The sequence below is a fragment of the Mucilaginibacter terrae genome, assembly GCF_042679325.1.
In the GTDB taxonomy this organism is placed as follows: domain Bacteria; phylum Bacteroidota; class Bacteroidia; order Sphingobacteriales; family Sphingobacteriaceae; genus Mucilaginibacter; species Mucilaginibacter terrae.
Window position 1 is genome coordinate 416,501 of sequence record NZ_JBHTMJ010000011.1, and the last position, 22,188, is coordinate 438,688.

The 22,188-nt window shown below is 43.4% G+C and carries 19 protein-coding genes; 13 read left to right on the plus strand and 6 right to left on the minus strand.

Features of this window, described 5'->3' with window-relative positions; translation table 11 throughout:
- From ACFQ3S_RS11465 to ACFQ3S_RS11500, 8 genes are all read left to right on the plus strand, one after another.
- Positions 1–1,731: a tetratricopeptide repeat protein gene (locus ACFQ3S_RS11465; protein WP_377164468.1), complete on the plus strand. Its 1,731-nt coding sequence runs from the start codon at positions 1–3 to the stop codon at positions 1,729–1,731.
- Positions 1,709–2,503 carry a DUF4292 domain-containing protein gene (locus tag ACFQ3S_RS11470; protein ID WP_377164470.1) on the plus strand — a complete coding sequence of 265 codons (795 nt, stop codon included), beginning with the start codon at positions 1,709–1,711 and terminating at the stop codon, positions 2,501–2,503. The genes ACFQ3S_RS11465 and ACFQ3S_RS11470 overlap by 23 nt, the downstream gene beginning before the upstream one ends.
- 20 nt (positions 2,504–2,523) lie before the next feature.
- Positions 2,524–3,837, plus strand: coding sequence for a murein hydrolase activator EnvC family protein (locus ACFQ3S_RS11475; RefSeq protein WP_377164472.1), 1,314 nt, complete (start codon positions 2,524–2,526; stop codon positions 3,835–3,837).
- 56 nt (positions 3,838–3,893) lie between these two features.
- Complete coding sequence (tatA, locus tag ACFQ3S_RS11480) at positions 3,894–4,220, plus strand: twin-arginine translocase TatA/TatE family subunit (RefSeq protein WP_377164473.1); 327 nt, start codon at positions 3,894–3,896, stop codon at positions 4,218–4,220.
- Between the two features lie 18 nt (positions 4,221–4,238).
- Positions 4,239–4,433, plus strand: coding sequence for a Sec-independent protein translocase subunit TatA/TatB (locus ACFQ3S_RS11485; protein ID WP_377164475.1), 195 nt, complete (start codon positions 4,239–4,241; stop codon positions 4,431–4,433).
- Between the two features lie 93 nt (positions 4,434–4,526).
- Positions 4,527–5,963, plus strand: coding sequence for an Asp-tRNA(Asn)/Glu-tRNA(Gln) amidotransferase subunit GatA (gene gatA / locus ACFQ3S_RS11490; RefSeq protein WP_377164477.1), 1,437 nt, complete (start codon positions 4,527–4,529; stop codon positions 5,961–5,963).
- A 54-nt stretch (positions 5,964–6,017) separates the two neighbouring features.
- Positions 6,018–7,322 carry a lytic transglycosylase domain-containing protein gene (locus ACFQ3S_RS11495; protein WP_377164479.1) on the plus strand — a complete coding sequence of 435 codons (1,305 nt, stop codon included), beginning with the start codon at positions 6,018–6,020 and terminating at the stop codon, positions 7,320–7,322.
- 159 nt (positions 7,323–7,481) lie between these two features.
- Complete coding sequence (locus ACFQ3S_RS11500; RefSeq protein WP_377164481.1) at positions 7,482–7,937, plus strand: PA2169 family four-helix-bundle protein; 456 nt, start codon at positions 7,482–7,484, stop codon at positions 7,935–7,937.
- Positions 7,938–8,100: 163 nt separating this feature from the next.
- On the opposite strand, the gene ACFQ3S_RS11505 is transcribed toward ACFQ3S_RS11500, so the two are convergent.
- Both ACFQ3S_RS11505 and ACFQ3S_RS11510 read right to left on the minus strand, forming a co-directional pair.
- Complete coding sequence (locus ACFQ3S_RS11505) at positions 8,101–9,237, minus strand: lactonase family protein (protein ID WP_377164483.1); 1,137 nt, start codon at positions 9,235–9,237, stop codon at positions 8,101–8,103.
- A gap of 955 nt (positions 9,238–10,192) precedes the next feature.
- The gene (locus ACFQ3S_RS11510) at positions 10,193–11,761 is read right to left on the minus strand and encodes a pseudouridine synthase (protein WP_377164485.1); all 1,569 of its coding nucleotides are present in this window, start codon (positions 11,759–11,761) and stop codon (positions 10,193–10,195) included.
- Between the two features lie 326 nt (positions 11,762–12,087).
- On the opposite strand from ACFQ3S_RS11510, the gene ACFQ3S_RS11515 reads away from it, so the two are divergent.
- The gene (locus tag ACFQ3S_RS11515; RefSeq protein ID WP_377164487.1) at positions 12,088–12,756 is read left to right on the plus strand and encodes a lytic transglycosylase domain-containing protein; all 669 of its coding nucleotides are present in this window, start codon (positions 12,088–12,090) and stop codon (positions 12,754–12,756) included.
- A gap of 150 nt (positions 12,757–12,906) precedes the next feature.
- Entirely contained in the window at positions 12,907–15,750 is a 2,844-nt protein-coding gene (uvrA, locus tag ACFQ3S_RS11520) for an excinuclease ABC subunit UvrA (RefSeq protein ID WP_377164489.1), read from the plus strand.
- A 64-nt stretch (positions 15,751–15,814) separates the two neighbouring features.
- On the opposite strand, the gene ACFQ3S_RS11525 is transcribed toward uvrA, so the two are convergent.
- On the minus strand, positions 15,815–16,174 hold the full coding sequence (locus ACFQ3S_RS11525; protein WP_377164491.1) for a hypothetical protein: 360 nt from the start codon (positions 16,172–16,174) through the stop codon (positions 15,815–15,817).
- 359 nt (positions 16,175–16,533) lie between these two features.
- Here ACFQ3S_RS11525 and ACFQ3S_RS11530 point away from each other — a divergent pair, with 359 nt between their 5' ends.
- The 3 genes from ACFQ3S_RS11530 to ACFQ3S_RS11540 all read left to right on the plus strand — a co-directional run bounded on the left by ACFQ3S_RS11530 (position 16,534) and on the right by ACFQ3S_RS11540 (position 19,095).
- Positions 16,534–16,797, plus strand: a complete 264-nt coding sequence (locus ACFQ3S_RS11530; protein WP_377164493.1) for a hypothetical protein — start codon at positions 16,534–16,536, stop codon at positions 16,795–16,797.
- A 52-nt stretch (positions 16,798–16,849) separates the two neighbouring features.
- Entirely contained in the window at positions 16,850–18,352 is a 1,503-nt protein-coding gene (locus tag ACFQ3S_RS11535) for an NAD(P)H-hydrate dehydratase (protein WP_377164495.1), read from the plus strand.
- Between the two features lie 152 nt (positions 18,353–18,504).
- Positions 18,505–19,095: a pyridoxamine 5'-phosphate oxidase family protein gene (locus tag ACFQ3S_RS11540; RefSeq protein ID WP_377164497.1), complete on the plus strand. Its 591-nt coding sequence runs from the start codon at positions 18,505–18,507 to the stop codon at positions 19,093–19,095.
- 164 nt (positions 19,096–19,259) lie between these two features.
- Here the strand turns inward: ACFQ3S_RS11540 and ACFQ3S_RS11545 are convergent, their stop codons facing one another.
- Genes ACFQ3S_RS11545 through ACFQ3S_RS11555 form a run of 3 tightly spaced genes read right to left on the minus strand, consistent with a single transcriptional unit; the run spans position 19,260 to position 22,179 of the window.
- Positions 19,260–20,282 (minus strand): asparaginase, encoded by a 1,023-nt coding sequence (locus ACFQ3S_RS11545; RefSeq protein WP_377164499.1) that lies wholly within the window; start codon positions 20,280–20,282, stop codon positions 19,260–19,262.
- 49 nt (positions 20,283–20,331) lie between these two features.
- Entirely contained in the window at positions 20,332–21,099 is a 768-nt protein-coding gene (locus ACFQ3S_RS11550; protein ID WP_377164501.1) for a TatD family hydrolase, read from the minus strand.
- A 51-nt stretch (positions 21,100–21,150) separates the two neighbouring features.
- Positions 21,151–22,179, minus strand: coding sequence for an FKBP-type peptidyl-prolyl cis-trans isomerase (locus ACFQ3S_RS11555; RefSeq protein ID WP_377164503.1), 1,029 nt, complete (start codon positions 22,177–22,179; stop codon positions 21,151–21,153).
- Positions 22,180–22,188: the final 9 nt, after the last annotated feature.

Sequence of the window (22,188 nt, forward strand, 5' to 3'; positions counted from 1 at the left end):
ATGAAGTTAGGTTACTTAGTTGTAGGTTTACTGCTGGTTACGGTTATGGCTGTTGCACAAAGCAATGGAGGTAACCTGCCTGCCCGGCCAATACGTACACCGGCAACTTCTACCGATAGTTTGTTAGTACAGCAAATTTACTTTGAAGCACTTCGTAAAAAAACCATTGAAGACCAAAAGGGTGCAGCCGAATTGTTTGCCCAGGTATTAAGGCTGGATGGTGGTAACGATGCTGCCATGTACGAGCTCTCTAACCTGCGCAAGCTGCAAAATAACCAGCCCGATGCGCAGCAACTGCTGGAAAAAGCGGTTACACTTAAACCCGATAATGAGTGGTATTGGGCAGCCCTGGCCGATAGCTACGAGAAAACCAACGACATAATAAAGCTACAGCGTGTTTTTGACCAGTTGCTGCGCTTAAAACCCGACAAGCCCGAGCACTACTTTGATAAAGCTAACGCACTCTTTATTGAGCAAAAGTATGATGCAGCCCTGGAAATATACGCTAAGCTGGAACAGCTGACAGGTTTAAATGATGATTTGGTAGCTAACCGTCAAAAAATATATTTAAAGCAAGGAAATATTGATAAGGCCGCCGCTGAGTTGGAGCAGTTATTGCAAGCGAACCCCGACCAGGTAAGATATTATCTTTTGCTGGGCGAGATTTATAATTCAAACAATTTGACCGATAAGGCACTCAAGGTTTTACAACGGGGCGAAAAGGTAAAACCCGATAACGGGATGCTGCACCTGGCACTGGCCGATACCTACCGTACCAAAAAAGATTTTGAGGCAAGTTATAAGCAATTGGAGCTGGCCTTTACAGCGCCTACTTTAGATATTGACCAGAAAGTGCGTATCATATTGGGTTACATTCCAAAGTTTCCCGATCCTAACGCTAAAGCCAGCGCCCTTGAACTGAGCCGTATTGCTACTAACGTACACCCTAACGATGCCAAAGCCCAAGCCATTTATGGCGATATGCTGGCGCAGAACAATAAATTGAAGGAAGCTAAAGAAGCTTACCGGAAATCGGTACAGATCAATCCCGAAATTTATGTGGTGCATGAGCAACTGGTACGGTTGGACCTGGGTGAAAATGCCCTGGATGAGGCCATTAAAGACGGAGAAAATGCCTTATCGCTTTTCCCTAACCAGGCCTGGATGAATTATTTGGTAGGTGTTGCCTATCTGCAAAAAAAGGCTTCTGCAAAAGCTTTAAGTTATTTGAAAAATGCAGTAGCGTTGGAACTGGAGGATAAAGACCTGTCGGCACAAAGCTACGCTGCCTTAGGCGATTGTTATCACGAGCTGAAAGATAACGCCAGATCGGATGCGGCTTACGATAAATCTTTGACCTATAACCCCGATAATTTTTACACATTAAACAACTACGCCTATTATCTGTCTATACGGGGTGAGCAACTGGAAAAGGCTGCGCAAATGTCTAAGCATAGTATCGATCTGCAGCCCAACACGGCATCGTTCGAGGATACCTATGCCTGGATCTTGTTCAGGCTTAAAAAATATGCTGATGCCAAACAATGGATAGAAAAAGCTTTGGCACATGGCAAAAGTTCAAGTGCCACACAAACCGAGCATTACGGTGATATTATGTTTCAGTTAGGCAATACCGAAGCCGCGGTACAAAACTGGAAAAAAGCAAAAGAATACGGCGCGCAATCACCTGTTTTAGATCGAAAAATTAATGAGAAGAAATATATTGAATAAGCTACTGATAGTTTTTTGCATAGCGGCCGTATTTGGCTGTAAGGCAAAAAAACAAGTAATAGTCCGCAAGGCCGATTCGGTTGCCGTAAAGCCCACCATTAACCCCGCATTGGCTAAGTTAGAAGCCATCCGGTCTAAACAGGTTACCTTCAATACGTTTTCGGGGAGGGCTAAAACCAAGTTGAATATTGATGGTAAGAGTAATGATGTTACGCTGAACATCCGCATACAGCAGGGTAAAAAAATATGGGTATCTATTACCGCCCTATTGGGTATTGAGGTTGCACGTGCCTTAATTACACCCGATAGTATTTTAGTGGTTAACCGCATTCAAAGCGTTTATTTAAGAAAACCTTTTAGCTTTATACACACTTACGCGGGCAAACAAGCTAATTTTCAAACGGTAGAATCGCTATTGGTGGGTAACGCCATTAAGGAGTTGCTGAACGAGAACGGCAAAGTAGAAACCTCAGCGAGTGGTAATACCACTATAAACGGCAACCTGCAAAGCCTGGTGTACAACCTGCTGGTAGGGCCCGATATGAAGGTGACTAAAACCAGTTTTGCCAACGCAGCGGCAAGGCAATCGTTACAGGTAACCAATAGTCAGTTTATAGAGGCCGAGGGTAGGATAGTGCCTTCACAAATAAATATTTTATCCAATGTGCAAAGCAATAGTGTACAGGCCGAACTGCAGTATAACCGTACCGAATTTAACCGTGCTTTAGAATTTCCTTTTAGTATTCCCGGCGGATTTGAACCTGCCAATTAAATTCGATATTTTTGGAGCGGATGAAACTTTTAAAATTTGTACTGTTTTTTATATGTGCGTTTGGCATATTTGAAGCACATGCGCAAAGCAGCGCCGAATTAAAGCGCCGCCGCCTGGAGCTTACCAACGAGCTGGAAAACCTGCGCCGCGAATTGCAGGAAACACAAAGCAATAAAAAATCGACCTTAAAACAGTTAAACATTATTAAAGCCCAGATAGGGCTTCGCGAAGAAAAAATCAGTACGGTAAATTCGGAAATAAGGTTGCTGAACAGCCAGATCAACGAAAACAGCAATACCGTACGCACCCTGCAACAGCAACTGGACGATCTGAAAAAGGAATATGCCGCTATGATCGTTTTCGCTTATCATAACCAGAGCGCTTATAATAAAATGATGTTCGTTTTTGCAGCTAAAGATTTTAACCAGGGATATAAACGGCTAAAATACCTGCAGCAGTTTGGTACCTACCGGGAGAGACAGGCACAATCCATACAAGGCACCCAGCAAGATCTTCACGTTAAAATAAATGAGCTCGACCGTACCAAGCACGAAAAGAGCGATCTATTACAAGAACAGAAAAAAGAAAAGGAAACGCTGGCTAAAGAAAAATCATCGCAAGACCAGGTGGTGGTAGGCCTATCCAAACAAGAGGTCGCATTACGTAAACAACAGCGGGAGATCCGTGCTAATATTGCCAAAGCTAATCGTGCTATTAATTCTGCTATTGCCCGCGAGATTGCCGAAGCCCGTCGTAAGGCAGAAGCCGAGGCACGTGCCGAAGCTGCCCGCCGGGCCGCATTGGCCGCCGAGAAAGCGAAGTCTGAAAATAAATCGGCTGCTGAAATTGCTGTTGCAGCCAAGCCGAAGGCCATTACCCGCAGCAGCGATGCGCAGGTACTATCGGCAACACCCGAGGCCGCTAAACTATCGAATGACTTTTTAGGGAACCGTGGCCGCCTGCCATGGCCCGTTGCTAACGGTCAAATAATACAGGGCTTTGGTGTTTATTACCAGGATGGTATCAAGAACGATAATACCGGTATAGATATACGCACCAGCAGTAATTCTCCGGTAAGGGCTATTTTTGAAGGCGAGGTTAGCAAGGTAGTTGATGTAAGCGGCACCTATCTGGTAATTATTCGCCACGGTGAGTATTTTACCGGCTATGTAAACTTAAAATCGGTTAGCGTGAGTGCCGGGCAAAAGGTAAGTACCCGTCAAACCATTGGCGTTGCCGCTACCGATCCGTCAACCGGCGAAACTTCCGTACACTTTGAGTTGAACCAGGGCCGTACCTCTGTAAACCCCAAAACATGGCTTGCGTCACAATAACTATAAACAATACCGAGTTATAATTGTATATATTTGTACCTTTAAATAAATTACTTATGTTCAGTTCGGTTTTCCTTTTTTTAAATATTGGTACACCCGAGTTAATACTAATTCTGTTTGTGGCCCTGTTGTTATTTGGCGGTAATAAACTGCCCGAGCTCGCACGTGGTTTAGGTAAGGGTATCCGCGATTTCAAAGATGCTTCAGATGGTGTTAAACGCGAGTTACACAATCAAATAAATAACTTCGATGAAAAACCATCTGAGCCTGTAGTTCGTAATTCAGTTACCGAAACAGAAACGCATACCGTAATTGCTGAAGACAATAACGATGCCGAACCGGTTGTTACTGAGCCGGATCACACTATTAAAAAAGAATATTAAAATATAAATTATCAAATCATGGGATTAGGTGCACCAGAAATTATTCTAATTATCGTTGCGATATTAATTTTATTCGGAGGACGCAAAATTCCTGAGCTTATGAAAGGATTAGGCCAGGGCGTTAAAGAATTTAAAGATGCATCGAACAAGGATCCGAAAGATTCGACGACAAGAACTACAACCACTGAAGAAAAAACCAACGTACACCCGTAATAGGGCGTATTAAATAGTAGTTTTTAATTTATTAAACTTATCAGCAGGTAATAATTTATTATCAACTGATAAGTTTTTTTATTTTAGCAGCCTATGGCTAAAAATTACGTAACCTTAACGGAAATACAGCAGGATTTGCAGGGTGGAAATACATCCGTTGAGGAACTGGTAAAAAACTACCTGGTTAATATTAAGCAGTATGCCCACCTTAATGCCTTCAACGAGGTGTTTGAACAAGAGGCACTGCAAAAGGCTACCGAACTGGATGCCCGTTTAAAAACAGGGAGTAGTGGCCGCCTTGCAGGTATGGTAATTGCCATTAAGGATAATATTTGTTATAAAGGCCACCAGGTAACGGCCTCCTCCAAAATACTCGAAAACTTTACTTCCATTTTTTCATCAACCGTAGTGGAGCGTTTGCTGGCTGAGGATGCCATTATTATTGGCCGTTGCAACTGCGATGAATTTGCCATGGGCGGCGCTAACGAAAACTCTTATTTTGGCCCGGTTAAAAACATGGCCGATGAAACCCGTGTTCCGGGTGGTTCGTCTGGCGGTTCGGCAGTGGCGGTACAGGCGGGTATGTGTCATGCCGCCATCGGTACCGATACCGGTGGTTCTATCCGTCAGCCCGCTTCTTTTTGCGGTGTGGTGGGTTTAAAACCTACCTACGGCAGGGTTTCACGTCATGGTATTATTGCTTATGCTTCTTCTTTCGATCAACCCGGGCCGTTAACCCGCTCGGTAGAAGATGCAGCATTGCTGCTGGAGGTAATAGCAGGACCGGATGCTTATGATAGCACGGCTTCGCAAGCCGCCGTTCCAGCTTATGCCCAACAATTACAGTCATCAACCGGTAAAAAGCGGATCGCCTATTTAGAAGAAGTTTTTGATAGCGAAGGGTTGGATGCTGAAGTTAAAGCTACGTTGCTGAAAGCGATTGAAGACTTAAAGGCCGATGGTCACACGGTGGAGCCGGTATCATTTGAGTACCTTGATTATGTGGTGCCCACTTACTATATCCTCACTATGGCCGAAGCTTCCTCTAACCTGGCCCGGTACGATGGTGTACATTACGGCTACCGCAGTCCTAACGCGGTAGATTTGGTTACTACCTACAAACGTTCACGGTCCGAAGGATTTGGCACCGAGGTTAAACGCCGCATTATGCTGGGCACATTTGTACTGAGCGCGGGTTATTATGATGCATACTACGCCAAAGCGCAAAAAGTACGTCGCTTAATTAAAGAACGCACCGACGAAATTTTGCAACAATATGATTTTATACTTACCCCAACCGCGCCTGAGCCGGCCTTTAAAATTGGGCGGCAGGATATAGACCCGATTGTTACTTACCTGGAAGATATATTCACCGTACAGGCTTCATTAGCGGGTGTACCGGCCATTTCTTTACCCGTTCAAAATAATAGTAAGGGTTTGCCGTTAGGGTTACAGTTAACTACCAAAGCCTTTGGAGAAGCCGAACTGTTAAATTTTGCAACTTATTTTGCTGGTTTGCGTAAAAGTTAATAAATTAGTGGCTGCAGAAAACTTCCCAAAATCCGCAAGTATAATAACCTGATAATGAAGAAACTATTTACGATCATTGTTTGTTTTATTGCATTCCAATCCTACAAAGCAATGGCGCAGGAGCCGGCTTACCAGGATACCTCCATGTACGAGCGGAGCTTCGGCCAGGTTTACAAGCGTACTGCCGGTGTTCCTGCCGCAGTAACTGCCCAAATTCAGCAAAATGCTTACGAAAACTCTGCTTTCCGTATCAGGTTAGATTCTATTCGTAAAGATGTGCCCTTAGATTATAACGAATTTGTACAAGCTTATATAAACACTTATACATCAGGTGGCCGCCGTACCGATATTGGCCGTATTATGGGCTTATCTAAATACTATTTTCCTATTTACGAAAAAGCCTTTCGCGATGCCGGTATCCCCGATGAGATCAAATACCTTTCGGTGGTAGAATCGGCGCTGGATCCTAATGCGGTATCAAGAGTAGGGGCTACAGGCCCTTGGCAGTTTATGTATGCCACCGCCAAAATTTACGGCCTCAACATGAACAATTATGTGGATGAGCGCCGCGATCCTATACAGGCCAGCTACGCTGCTGCCGCTTACTTAAAAGATGCCTACCAGGAATTTGGCGATTGGCTGCTGGCCATTGCTTCTTATAACTGTGGAAAAGGCAACGTAGAACGTGCTATGCAGCAAGCCAACGCAGTCGATTTTTGGTCGATACGCCAGTACCTGCCTGCCGAAACACGCGGTTACGTACCCGCCTTTATAGCCACCATGTATGTAATGAAATATGCCGATCAGCATGGTATCGTTCCGCAAACGTGCACTTTTACCTTAAATACCGATACGGTGCTGGTGAACAAGTTTGTGTCGTTAAACAATGTGGCCCGTGTATTAAATTTGGATGCCAATCAATTAGCCTTGCTAAACCCGGCCTATACACAGCGCATTATTAATGGAACTACCAAAGTCCCGCGGCGTATTGTAATCCCGCAGTTGGGTAAAGAAAAATATCCCTTACTTTACGCAGCCTTAAACGGCGAAGCTATACCGGTAAGTACAGCGCCTGTACAACCTGTTTACGCTTCCCTCCCCGATGATACATCGGGTTCAGGCAAAGCAAAATCGACTCATATCGTACGTAAAGGTGAAACCCTGAGCAGTATAGCCGCTCAATACGGCGTAGACCTGGAAGACCTACGCATTTGGAACAACATACGCGGCAACAAGGCCGTACCGGGCACTAAGCTCAAAGTAATTGCACCAGGTTTAGCTGCCGGTAAAACCTTGAAAGTTGATAAGGAACTGGCTACGCTGGGCACAGCATCTGGCGAAGCGGTAACGGCTAACTAAAAAAATTCATAATCAATTGTAAACTGGAGCCGTGATAACGTAGTTATTGCGGCTTTTTTTTTGAAAACTACACCGCTAATCATCGGTTATTCTTTTAGTATAATCTGTAAAACATTTAGCTTTCGCGATAGTTCAATCATTACATTTAGAACTAAGAAAATGAAAAGCAATCAAGAGATCGTTAGCGATTTAAAAGAAATATTATCATTAGTAAACGATGGTAAAGAAGGTTACAAGTCATCGGCTGAGGCAACTTCATCAAACGAATTGAAAGCATTGTTTTTGCAATGGGAAGGCGAAAGAATTGTATATGCTTCCGAACTGAAAGAGCATATTACCAAACATGGCGAAGAAGCTGAAAACGAAGCTGGTGGTATATTAGGCGGTGTACACCGTACCTGGTTAACCATTAAACAAGCGTTAAGCAGCAACAAGGATTCAGCTATTTTAGAAGCCATTGTAACCGGCGAACGTGCCGCCATTGCTAAATATGATGAATATATAGCCGATTACGTTGACCATGCCGATCACCTCAACCTGCTTACCGGCCAGCGCGATGGTATTAAGGAAGCGTTAGCTACTATTGAAAAACTGCAACTGCAGTATAAAGACTAAAAGTCTTTAATATATTTAAAGAGCCGCGGTAACGTTTCGTTATCGCGGCTCTTTTGTTTCTGGGCCAGCGTTAGGGATGGAAGCGGATACCGGCTTGTGGCTAAGGCCGGTGTAGTATTAGCGTACAGCCTGGGCCGTAGGCAACGCCCATAGATGAATACACCTACTCTGCCGCTGTAAACTTTAAACAACTCGGGCTATCTATTTCGGTATTGGTGCGCACAAACGTTAGCTTACCTGTAGTACGGTTAATTTTAAATACCACAATGTTATTGCTTTTTTGATTAGCCACCAGCAGGAAAGTTCCGCTTGGGTCAATTACAAAGTTGCGGGGATGGCTACCGCGGGTGGTTTGGCGCTCTATAAACGTTAACATGCCGGTTTCCTGATTTATAGCATAAACAATGATCTCATTAGCATCGCCACGGTTGGTAGCGTACAAAAATAAACCATCGGGCGATACATGAATATCGGCACCACCTACCTGTTTGTTGTAGCCGTCGGGTAGCATAGTAATACTTTGAATTTGCTTGGGCTGGCCATTATTGTAGTTGTAAGCAACTATGTTGCCACCCATTTCGGTTATGACATACAGGTATTTACGGTTAGCGCTAAAATCAATATGGCGTGGACCATCACCGGATGCAACCTTTACAAAATTTGGTGATGCAGGTGTTAGCGGTTGTGGTTGCGACGATTTATATTTATAAATGTTCAGCTTATCGGTACTCAGGTCGGTGTAAATCAGGTGTTTTTCATCGGGCGATAGCATGGCTATGTGTACGTGAGGTTTATCCTGGCGGGACTTATTAGGGCCCAAACCCTCCGGTTTGTCTTGAATAATTTGCGATGCCGGGTTAAGCGAACCATCTTTATTAACCGGGAAAACATACATGCTGCCTCCGGCATAATTAGCTGTGAACACATGCTTTTGATCCTTATCAACCGATATGTAACAAGGACCGGCCCCCGATACCTGTTTGTTGATAGGGTTAATGGTACCTACTTTCGGTTCGAACGAAAAAGCGGTGACGCTACCCTTCCGGTCATCGCCCACTTCGTTAACCGAGTACACAAATTTACCGTTTTTAGATACACACAGGTACGAGGGATTTTCAATGCTGGTAGTTCGGTTTAAATAAGCTAAACGGCCGCTTTCGGTATAAAAACGATATACATAGATACCCTCACTGCCATTGCCGGTATAAGTTCCAATCAGCAGATCGAACGTAGAAGGTGGCTTGGGCTGGGCCATAAGTAATGCCGGTAACATACTTAATAAAAACAATAGCTTCTTCATTGGTTTCGTATTTTTAGAATAACGCAAGGTAATAAAAAAGAAGCCCCTCCCAAACCCTCTCCGGGAGGGAGGGCATTATAAGTTAGCGGCAATGTACTGTTTCATCGCTTTGATGAGAGCAGTGTTTTCGTTTTGTGCGTTTTGAATCTTGTTTAGTGCTAATAAACTTACTTCGTCTCCTCTTGGCCGGAGAGGCCCTTGTTCTTTTTCTTGATAAAAAGAACCAAAAATCAAGTCACCTCCACTATGCTTCTTTGCCGCACGAGGCCTTTACCCTGCAAAGCGGGGCAGCACCACGGGCTGTTTATATTTTGCCCTTAGATTGTTTACCGCTTAGCTTATTTTTTAGGCAAAATCTAGAAGGCCCCTCCATGCGCATGGCCACCAAGTGCTGCCCCGCTTTCGCCCGAAGCTGGAAGATGACGAAAAATCCAACTCGGCCTTTCTCAAACAGAAGGTCAGATTGTTATCCTGTCACGCCGATGAATATCGGCATCCCATCAGAAAGGAAAACGCGTAACAACTTTAGGCTGACTACCTTGCAAGTGGGATGCCGATACACATCGGCATGACTGATTGATTTTTTAAAAAATATGTGGTTGCGTAGCAACCGCCACTGTTAAAAGAAGCGCGGGGCATTGATGGCACCCGGCCGGGAGTTGGCCTTGTATGCAGAGGCGGGGATTGCCATCAATAGGCCTTTTTGTTACTTTTGGGGCTATGCCAAAAGTAATGGGCCTCTGCGGCCAAGAGCAGACGGAACGCGTTTATTAGCATAAACTTAAGTTCAAACTGCACTAACTCAACTTAAACGCACGGAACAAGATTTCTCACTATCGTTCGAAATGACAATCGCTAAAAATAGCCTAACAAAAAATGTCATTTCAAACGCTCAGATTTCTCCTACCGCCGAAATGACATTAATATCTACAAACTCGGAACTCCCGGCTTTGTACTAAGCTTTGTTCACCTGCACCAAATGCTTTAACTGGATCACCTCTTTTTCATCAAGGTATCTCCAGCGGCCGCGGGGCAGGTCTTTTTTGGTTAATCCGGCGTAAATGGTACGATCAAGTTTAACTACATCATAACCTAAATGCTCAAAAATACGGCGTACAATGCGGTTTTTGCCGCTATGGATCTGTATGCCTATTTCACGTTTGGTACCGCCGGTAACATAAGCCACCAGGTCGGGCTTAATTACACCGTCTTCCAGTTCCAGGCCGTATTGTATTTTATTTAAATCGCCTTGGGTTAACGCCTTATCCAGTTCAACCTGGTAAAGTTTGGTAACACTGTTGCGCGGGTGCGAAAGCTTATCGGCCAAATCGCCATCGTTGGTCATTAATATTAAACCGGTAGTATTACGGTCTAAACGGCCAACGGGGTAAATACGCTCTTTGCTGGCTTTATCAACCAGGGCCATAATGGTACGGCGTTCCTGCGGATCTTCGGTTGTGGTGATGTAATCTTTAGGCTTGTTCAGCAGCACATACACCATCTTTTCACGTTTCAGCGTTTCGCCATTGTAACGGATCACATCTTGGCTCGGGTCAATTTTATGGCCCAGTTCAGATATCACCTCGCCATTTACCGAAACCACACCGGCAGCAATCAGCTCATCGGCCTTACGACGAGAGCAAATACCTGCGTTAGCTATGTATCGGTTTAAACGGATAAGGTGATCATCTGCTTTTTCAGCAGCTTTTTTATTACGACCTCTTATTACACGGGTAGGGCGTTCTTCTTCAAACTCGCTGCGATCGCGTTTAGGTGCGGCTTTTTCTTCTTCGGTACGGTTATCCCAGGTACGGCTGCTGCCTACTGCCTTATTGTATGGCTTTCTTTCTTCGCCACCTTCGGCATTATCTATATTGCGGGGCTTATGAGTCCTGCGTTTTTCACCACCAAAGCTGTCGTTCTTTTTGTATGACTTATCGGCATTGGGGTTAGGTACGTTATTGGTTTCAGGCGGACGACGGTTGCGTGGTTTATCTTCCGCGCTGCGTGGCGAAAATTTGCTGAAAGGCTTATCGGCACTGCTGCCACCGCGCGATCCTGCACTACGGCCGAATGGCTTGTCGGCTCCGCCACGTGATTCCTTATTAAAAGGTCTGTCGCTGCTGGTTCCTCTCGATGAATTTTCTTTGTTGAAATCCCGGTTAGTATTATCACCGCGTGATTCGAAGCTCTTTTTAAACGGACGATCACCGCTGGCACCTCTCGATGAAAACGGCTTTTTATCGGCCGATGCACCACCAAAACTTCTTTTGGGTTTTTCTTCGGCGTTAAAGCCCCCCGAAGAGGTTTTACGTGAAGACGAAAATGGTTTTTTATCACCACTTGAGGCGTCATCATTTCCGTATCTCTTTTTAGATTCGGATGAATCTGATTTTTTAAAGCCTGAGCCTGCGTTGCGGGTGCGTGGAGAAGAGCTGTTGCGTGGCTGGTCGCCACTGCCGGTACGCCTGCCGGTAGAATTGTTGGACTTGTCGTCGCGACTGTTCCCTTGTTTTTTAAACATGTTTTTTTAGTTATGCGCTTATAAAAAGCAGAGGGCAAAATTACGAAAATTTGCCAATAGTTAAAATTTTTTTCCACATTCAAAATCAGCCTGCACGGCGTTTAAAGCATTGTTTTAGTTATTTTTCAACATTCACCAAAACACTAAGTATGGCTAAGTGTTTGATTGTGTGCAATGTTTTGTACCTTTGCCCCACACACCTAAACCTGTATTGTTGAACTAAATTAAATTGAATGATTAAAAAACACTTAGTTACGTGCTCCGTAATTTGTGTGCTGTTTATCATTTCAAGGCTCTTTATTTTCAGTGTTCCTGACAGAAAGCCGTTGAAAAACAGTAGTGCTCTTACTAACTATTTTGCATGGAAAAATAGTGCAAATGAAAACTTAAACTTTGCCGATGAAGAGGTACCGGTGCATAATGCAAAGGTTAATAAAAAGATAAAAACCTCCATCTGGAAACACAGTCGTCAAGTTTTAAAAACCGATGAACTACAGCAACAAGCCAGCAAATGGTTCCCTGTAATAGAGCCCATACTCCGGCTTTACGGTATCCCCGAAGATTTTAAATATATTCCCTTGCTGGAATCGGGCTTCAATAAAAAAGCCAGATCGCCGCGCGGTGCTGTAGGTATATGGCAGTTTATGCCAGGCACGGCTCGCGAATACGGCCTCAAAGTTGGCCATGGTAAAGACGAACGCTTAAACACGCGAAGGTCGACCATTGCCGCCTGCAAGTACATCAAAGAACTTTACGGTGAATTTCATAGTTGGACCCTTGCAGCTGCCGCATACAATGCAGGTTCGCCACGGGTACACAAAGCTATAACCCGCAAAAACAAAGGCAATTATTTTTATATGCACCTCAACCGGGAAACCGACCGTTATGTATATAAGCTGGTTGCCATGAAAGAGGTGATAGATAAGCCTGTAGAAAACGGCTATGGCACAGTATGGGCAAATTTACAGCCAACAGAAACCTTAAGTATCAACTAAAAAAATTAGTATTTACGGAGCATTTAAGGCTGGTTTGCATTGTGCAAGCCGGCCTTTTTCGTATATTTGCGCCTCTTTATGAGATAATTACAGCTTACTAAAAACTTAGCGGCTTTTTACAAGTTAAGTATTTGTTTCTGGATATAATATATGAGCGAAAAAACAATTGACCTGGGTGAGCAACGCAATGTGGAAGTGTTTGGTGCCCGGGTACATAATTTAAAAAATATCGATATTTCTTTTCCGCGTAATCAACTGGTAGTAATTACCGGGTTGAGTGGCAGCGGTAAATCATCTTTGGCGTTCGATACTATTTATGCCGAAGGGCAGCGCCGTTATATGGAAACGTTTTCGGCCTACTCCCGCCAGTTTATGGGCGGCATGGAACGGCCCGATGTAGATAAGGTATCGGGCCTGAGTCCGGTTATTGCCATTGAACAAAAAACTACCAGTAAAAACCCGCGTTCTACCGTAGGTACCATTACCGAAATTTACGATTTTATGCGTTTGCTGTTCGCCCGTGCGGGTGAAGCTTACTCCTACGTAAGCGGCCAAAAAATGGAGCGTATGAGCGAAGATCAGATCTTACGCACCATTATGGAAAAGTTTGACGGGCAACCGGTAAATATTTTAGCCCCGGTGGTTAAAGGCCGTAAAGGACATTACCGCGAACTGTTTGAGCAGATTCGTAAACAGGGCTTTTTAAAGGTTTATGTTGATGGCGCTATTGTAGATGTGGAACCCAAAATGCAGGTAGACCGCTACAAGATCCATGATATTGATATAGTGGTGGACCGTTTGGTAGTAAGCGAAAAGGATAGCAAGCGTTTATATACCTCGGTGCAAGCGGCCTTAAAAACGGCTAAAGGCATTATCCGTATTGCCGATCAGGATAATAATGTATCCTATTTCAGTAAGTTTTTGATGGACCCGGTTTCGGGCATCTCTTACGATGAACCGCAGCCAAATACGTTTTCGTTCAACTCACCTTATGGTGCCTGCGAAAAGTGCGATGGCTTAGGATACATTTTTGTGGTGGATGAAGCATCGGTGATACCAAATCCTAAGCTGAGCATAACGGGTGGTGGTTTGGCCCCTATAGGCGAATACCGCGAAACCTGGATCTTCCACGTGCTGAAAGCGGTAGCAAAAAAATATGAGTTTTCGCTATCGGTACCGTTAGAGAAATTACCGCGTGAAACGCTGGACATTATCCTGAATGGTTCGCACGAAATTATTACCGTAGATGTAGAGTACAACAAATGGAATGTACAAAAATACCAGGTAACGTTCGATGGTATTATCCGCATGCTCGAAGAACAGCAGGAGCGCAAAAGCGAAGGCGTAAGCGATGACCTGGAAGCTTACCGTGTGCTGAAAACCTGCCCGGTTTGTGAAGGTGCCCGTTTAAAGAAAGAATCGCTGCATTTTAAAATTGACGAGAAAAGCATCTTTGAGCTGGCCAGCATGGATATTAAGACCTTGAAGGAGTTCTTCGAAAACCTGGAAGACCGCCTGGGCGAACGCCAGAACGTGATTGCCAAAGAGATCTTGAAAGAAATTCGTGCGCGTATTGTTTTCCTCCTGGATGTAGGCTTGAGTTATTTAACACTCGACCGGCAGGCACGAACCTTATCGGGTGGTGAGGCGCAGCGGATCCGTTTAGCTACGCAGATTGGTTCGCAGTTGATGAATGTGATGTACATTTTAGATGAGCCCAGCATTGGTTTGCACCAGCGTGATAACGACCGCTTGATTAAAGCCCTTAAAAACCTGCGCGATTTAGGCAATACCGTTTTAGTGGTAGAGCACGATAAGGACATGATTTTGGAAGCCGACTATGTAATTGACATGGGTCCGGCAGCAGGTGTACATGGTGGTACCGTAGTTGCCGAGGGTACACCCGCGCAGTTAATGGAAGTTAACACGCTGACTACCTCTTACTTAAATGGTAGCCGCGAAATTCCCGTACCTAAAAAGAGGAGGGAAGGTAATGGCAAGGTACTTACGCTCAAAAAAGCCACCGGCCATAATTTAAAGAAGGTTACGGTGCAATTTCCGTTGGGTAAACTGATCGGGATAACCGGCGTATCGGGCAGTGGTAAATCCAGTTTAATCACCGAAACGCTATACCCTATACTTAACCATCATTTCTTTAGGGCTAAAAAAGTGCCTTTGGCTTATGATAAAATTGAAGGACTTGAAAATATTGATAAGGTAATTGAAATAGACCAAACACCTATCGGCCGTACGCCACGCTCCAACCCGGCTACTTATACAGGCGTGTTCTCTGATATTCGTGCGTTGTATGTGCAATTACCCGAATCCAAAATCAGAGGATACAAGCCTGGTCGCTTCTCGTTCAACGTAAAAGGTGGCCGTTGCGAAACTTGCCAGGGTGCCGGACAAAAGGTGATAGAAATGAACTTTTTGCCCGATGTACAGGTGCCTTGCGAAGAGTGCGGTGGTAAACGCTACAACCGCGAAACTTTGGAAGTGCGCTACCGTGGCAAATCCATTAGCGATGTGCTGGATATGAGTATTGAAGACGCCACCGTATTTTTTGAAAATATGCCATCCATCTACCGTAAGGTAAAAACCTTGAACGATGTAGGTTTGGGCTATATTACGCTTGGACAATCTTCGTTAACCCTATCGGGTGGTGAAGCGCAGCGGGTTAAACTCTCTACCGAGCTTTCTAAAAAAGATACCGGCAACACTTTTTATATATTAGATGAGCCGACCACCGGTTTGCACTTTGAAGATATTAATGTACTGTTAGGCGTGTTGCACCAGTTAGTTGATAAAGGTAATACGGTGCTGGTAATTGAGCACAACCTGGATGTAATTAAAGTAGTTGACCACGTGATAGACCTGGGCCCCGAAGGTGGTTCGGGTGGTGGAAATATCCTTTATAAAGGCACCCCCGAAGGTTTATGTAAGGTAAAGGAAAGCTTTACAGGTGTATTTTTAGCTAAAGAAATGCACTTGTAAAGCATCAATACAACAAAGGCCGCCTTAAAAAAGACAGCCTTTTGCATTGTAAAATTTGGTTCAACTACTTTTCTTCGCCTTTACCTACTAACTTCTCAATTAATTTCGATCCCTTCAAAAGCGTTTTGCCTAATTTTTTAATGGAGGCGCTTTCTTTACCATCGGCTTTTTCAGCTGCTTTTACAGTTTCATCACCTAGTTTTTCTAATAGGGTGTAAATCTTTTTACCATCTTTATCGGCAATGGCTTCTTTTAATTTTTCAAGGTCATTTACAATGGTTTTAAAGCCTGTATGATCTGATAAGGTTTTGATCCAGCTATTAATACCCGTAGATGAACCGGTAGCCGTTTCGTTTTCAATACTGTTTTCTAAAGCATCAATCGTTTTTTCTAAATGTTGTGCTTCTGATTTTTCTTCTGACATAGTTGTAGTATTAGTTTGAATAAAGAACTGAATTGTAGTTTATTTGTTTAAGTATTAAGAAAAATAATTATTAACAAATTGTGGAGTAATTTTTAAAACAGTTCAACTTAGCTCAAGATATATTCAGTGGTGTAATAGCTGTTTTTGATCTAATTAATCACTAACTTAGGTTATTGATAGTTGTAATGGAGACATTTAAAGTAAAAGATTACAATAATGTTTATTGGTTAATTATTCCCATCTTTATTTTTCCTATAGTGTTTATGGCTATCGCCTCGATGGTTTCAAATGATTATCTGATTGCTTTTTTTATAACCTTTACTATCTATAGTATATACTTTATATTTCTTGTTAGATCTATGATGAGAGAGCAAGATGTTTATGTAATTATTGCTAATAACGAGAGCGTTACATTTTTGAAATTTGGAAAATATAATTGGGACGAAATAGATTCAATCGATACACACACACAAATTTCACCTTGGGGCAGTACAAGGCACGAAGAAAAGTACTTGTTATTAAACTTAATTAATGGTGAGAGCTTTTCAATTGAAGTTACAAATTGTGATTATCAACTTTATGAAATTGCAGATAAGTTAAAAAGAATAGGCAAACTGGTATAGAGTCTTTTTTTCATATCAAACAATCTTACTTCAATCTTCATTTAATCAAAACATGATACCCTTACTAACTGCCCTGCAAACCCGCAAAGTTGATGCTTATACCATAACGCATGAGCCGATCGCATCCATCAACTTAATGGAACGGGCCAGCAAAGCCTTTGTGAGTTGGTTCATCAATCATTTTCCCGATAAAAAAAGAAATATAAGTGTGTACTGCGGTACCGGCAATAACGGCGGCGATGGTTTAGCTATCGCCAGATTATTACACGAACACGGTTATGCGCAAATGAATGTAAAGGTGGTGCGTTTTTCGGAAAACGAGTCGGGTGACTTTAGTGAAAATTTACGGCGTTTGCAGCAGCTGCCTGTGGCACTAACCGAAATCAGTTCGCATGAGGTTACACCTATCGAAACTTGTAATATACTTATTGATGCCATACTGGGCAGCGGTTTAAATAAACCTTTAAGCGGGAGTTATAAGCAATTGGTGGATTACCTCAATAACTTGCATAAAACTGTAGTTGCTGTTGATATACCTACAGGTTTTGATGCCGATGGAGAGGTAGATAAAGATGCCACCGTTTTAAAAGCCAGCCTGGTTATTACCTTTCAGCAACCTAAAGTTAACTTTTTGTTGCCCGAATCGGAACCGTATATAGAATGCTGGGAAGCGGTAAACATTGGCTTGGATGAAGGCTTTATGGCAGGGCTTAAATCCCCTTACCAAATGGTGGAAGATAAAGACATTATAACCCTGTTAAAACCCCGCGCACGGTTTAGCCATAAAGGTACCTTTGGTCATGCGTTATTGATTGCCGGCCAGGCCGAAACAATGGGGGCGGCTCTGTTATGTTCATCGGCCTGTGTGTATGCCGGAGCGGGGTTAACCACGGCCTGCATCCCCGAAAGTGGACTTACTGCTTTAAATGGCTACCAGGCCGAGGTAATGGCTATTGTGCGTGGGCAAGGTAAACTTCCTCACCTGCAATTGGATCGGTTTAGTGTGGTGGCTATAGGCCCCGGTTTAGGTAAGGATGATGATGCCTTGCAACTACTGCGTTTTGTGCTGGCTAATTATAAAAAGCCTGTAGTGGTTGACGCCGACGGGCTCAACCTGTTATCGGCCAACCCGGAATTGTTAGAAATGTTACCGGCCGGCAGTATATTAACGCCGCACCTGAAAGAATTTGACCGCTTGTTTGGTAAGCATAACAACTGGTGGCAACGGCTGCAAACCTTGTGGAAAAAAGCTCAGGAACTGAAGATATGTATCGTATTAAAAAATGCTTACACCATAACCGGTACGCCGGATGGTATGCTGTATTTTAACTCATCGGGCAATGTGGCTATGGCAGTTGGGGGTATGGGCGATGTATTAACAGGTATTATTACCGCTTTGGTAGCACAAAAATATACACCGGAACAAGCTTGTATAATAGGTGTATATTTGCATGGTAAGGCTGGCGATGAATTGGTGCTAAATAACCGGTTACAGGTTGTATTGCCCGGGCAAGTAGCAGCGCGTGTACCGGCTACGGTTGCAAAAATGCTATAAAAGCATAAAAGGTTTGTTAGTATCCGAACAAACCTTTTACATTAACTGACCTTATAAAGAACAACAAATACTTTTAAAGTACTATTAAGACGCTTTGAACGGCAAAACGTTACGGCATTTTTGAAATAAATTGATAATTAACTCATTAGGATATGAATAATGCTTTAAACGAAATATTTGCAGATAGTTGGAACAAAATTACCGGGGAAGGAAACAGGGGAGGAAAAGTTACCCGCACTATTACGGTATGCAATTATGCACCAGACTATATTAATGCCTATACCGTTGTTTTAAGAGAGGCTTCGTACACCGAAGGAAGTTTGCTGTTTTATACCGACATCCGATCAGAAAAAGTTGCTGAAATTAAACGTGATAACCGCCTTACCTTAATTACCTATAACGAAGAGGATAAGCAGCAGCTTATTTTTAAAGGCACCGCATTTATTTATCACCAAAACGCAACCACACAGCAATATTGGAACAAGGATGGTTTTAAAGGCCGCCGTTCGTATATGGCTCAACCGGCACCATCATCTGTAATAAATGAGCCTGTAGACGGCCTGGAATACCTTGAAGGTAAAGACTTCGACGAAACCGACATGCAAGGTTATGAAAATTTTGCTGTAATAAAAGTACAGATAAACTTACTGGAGTGGTTAAAGTTAAGCAGGGATGGTAACCGAAGGGCAAAATTTAACTTATATAAAGATAGCGGTTGGCAGGGGCAATGGTTAATTCCTTGAAATATAAAATGGTGACAATTATTACAAGATTACCGCACTTTATACCATATTACTTACCTATCAGTGTTTGCGATATTATCAAGCAAATATCGCAAGCATTGTTGCAAAGTTTACTAACGCGTAATATTTTCTGGATAAAATATTAGTGTGAAACTTTGTTACGGCTATGAAACCGTTAATTCACCCCTAATATCCGTCTCTATCCATTTAACAATCTCTTTGGGGTCATTAAACTGGCTGAGCAGGAACATGGTTTTGGTAATAGCAGCTTCAAAGGTCATATCGTAACCGTTGGCTACGCCTATGTCTTTAAGCAGCTTACTGGTTTCGTAACGCCCTAATTCAACAGTACCTACTTTACATTGCGATATATCTACAATAACTTTACCGCTATCAATAGCGCCTTTAAGCAAATCTATAAACCAGGCATCGGTAGTAGTATTACCGGCACCAAATGTTTCCATAACAATACCTCGCACATCCGAATTAACAATCGTTTCAACAACTTTAGGGCTAATGCCGGGGTAAAGTTTTAATACGGCCACATCGTTTACCAGTTCTTTATGCACAATCAGTTCTCCATCTTCAGTGGGATGACGGATATCGTTAATGCTGAAACGCAAATGTACGCCCGACTCTGCCAAAACCGGGTAGTTAGGCGAACGGAAGGCTTCAAATTTAGAGGAATTGTATTTGAAAGAGCGGTTACCCCTAAACAGCTTGTAATCAAAATAGATACAAACCTCGGGCACACGTACCTTATCATTCTTTTTAGCTTTGGCCAATTCAATGGCGGTCATCAGGTTTTCCTTGGCATCGGTACGTATGGCGCTGATAGGCAATTGTGAACCGGTGAAAATAACGGGTTTACCCAAGTTTTCGAGCATAAAGCTGAGTGCCGATGCGGAGTATGACATGGTATCCGAACCGTGTAATATTACAAAGCCGTCTACATCGTGGTAATTTTTTTGAATTAAAACGGCCAGCCTGCTCCATATAGCCGGACTCATATTAGATGAATCGATAATATCTTCGAACGAATGCACTTTGATGCGGCAATTCAAACGTTCTAGTTCGGGAACGTTCTCCATAATCTGTTCAAAGTTAATAGGTACCAAAGTTTTAGTCTTTGGATCGCTCACCATACCTATTGTCCCACCGGTATAGATGATCAGTATTTGGCACATGAATAATTGGTTATGCTATAAAAATAAATATCATTAGTTAAATAAACGCTTATATACCAAAAATTATTTTCGAATTTTCGGTAGTAATGCGTGCAACTGTTTCCAGGGTGGTTTGATGCAGATCGGCTATTTTTTGCGCCACGTGTATCAAATACGAACTCTCATTGGGCTTGCCCCGGTATGGTACGGGTGTAAGATACGGAGAATCTGTTTCTAAAACGATACTGTTTAGTCCAATATGTTCTACCACTTTATCCAGCCCGGCATTTTTATAAGTAACCACGCCGCCAATCCCCAGCATAAAATTTAAGTCTATAATTTGCCGGGCTTGTTCTAACGTGCCCGAAAAGCAGTGGAATATGCCGCGCAGCTCTTGGTTATGTTCATCCTTTAAAATGGCATATACCTCATCAAACGCGTTACGGCAGTGAATATTTATAGGCAGTTTAGCCGCCTTTGCCCAACCAATTTGCTGCCGGAAGGCTTGCTGCTGTTCGGCTAAAAAAGTTTGGTCCCAGTACAAGTCTATCCCAATTTCGCCTATGGCATACACCTTGGTTTCCTTTATAGCGGCATATATAGTTTCCAGTTCTTGTTTCCAATTGGCCTTTACATCGCAAGGGTGCAGGCCCAGCATAGGGAAACAGTTATCGGGATAAGTATCGACCATATCCATTACCTGCGATATACTCGTGGAATCTACATTAGGCAAAAATAACCGGCTGATTCCGTTATCGAGGCAGCGCTGCATCAGCTCGGCCTTTTTTACCGGGTCGGTTTCGTAATATTGATGAGTATGCGTATCGGTTAGTACCATGCTGCGAAAGTAAAAAGCCCTGCGTGGTTAACAGGGCTTTTTAATAATATTTTATTTACGGGTGACTTTTTTCTTGACTACCGGTTTTTTTAGCGGGTTTTTTTTGCCCGCAGCTTTTTTTACAGCCGCCGCAGGTTTAACAAGTTTGGGTTTGCCCTTTATTACTTTAACCAATTCAATGTCGAATACTAATGGGCTATAAGGCTTAATATCTTCACCTGCACCACGTTCGCCATAGGCTAAAGCAGACGGGATGATAAACGTAGCTTTCGAACCTTCATTTAATAACAACAAGCCTTCATCCCAGCCCCTAATCACTTCGCTATTGCCTACTACAAACTTTAACGGCTCGTAAGTACGGCCCGGCTGTTGTAAGCCACTGGCTTTAGCAACCGTTTCAATGCTCGAATCGAACAATTTACCATCTAACGTTCGGCCTGCGTAGTTTACTACCAACGTATCCCCGGCTAACGGTTTGCGGCCGGTTGCGGGTGAGGTTATTACGTACTTTAAACCCGAAGCCGTTGTTTGTGGCGATATGCCCTTATCGGTAATATACTTGGCTGTAGAAGCGCTTTCGGCACCTTTCATCTTTGCAGCCAGGGCAGCTTGCTCAGTTTTAGCTTTTTCAGTGGCGGCGTTTCGCTCGGCCATCGCTTCATCTAAAGTTTGTGCACGCTCAATTTTAATGGCAAAGTTCAAAAAGCTTCCTTTAGGTAAAAACGGCGGACGAGCTTCTTCGTGCCCAACATAGGCCGAATCGGTTGGTATGCGTACCAATACGCTATCGTTCACGCTTAACAGGGTGAATACATCCATCAGGTCGGCCACATTGCGCGAGGGTTGTACCTGCACCATCTCGGGCCTGCCCCGTTGAAAAGTACTGCCTAATAAGGAGTCACGATCATTCTTGGTGGTGTAATTAAAGGTAATTACTTCGCCTTGTTTTACTTTGGAACCGTTGCCCGGTTTAATAATACAGTACTGTGCGCCTTGAGCTGTTTTGGTGAAAACAGGTTGAGCTAACGCCTGGCCAACAAAGGCTGCCGTAAAAATAAGATATAAAAAAGCCTTTTTCATTATTCAGGT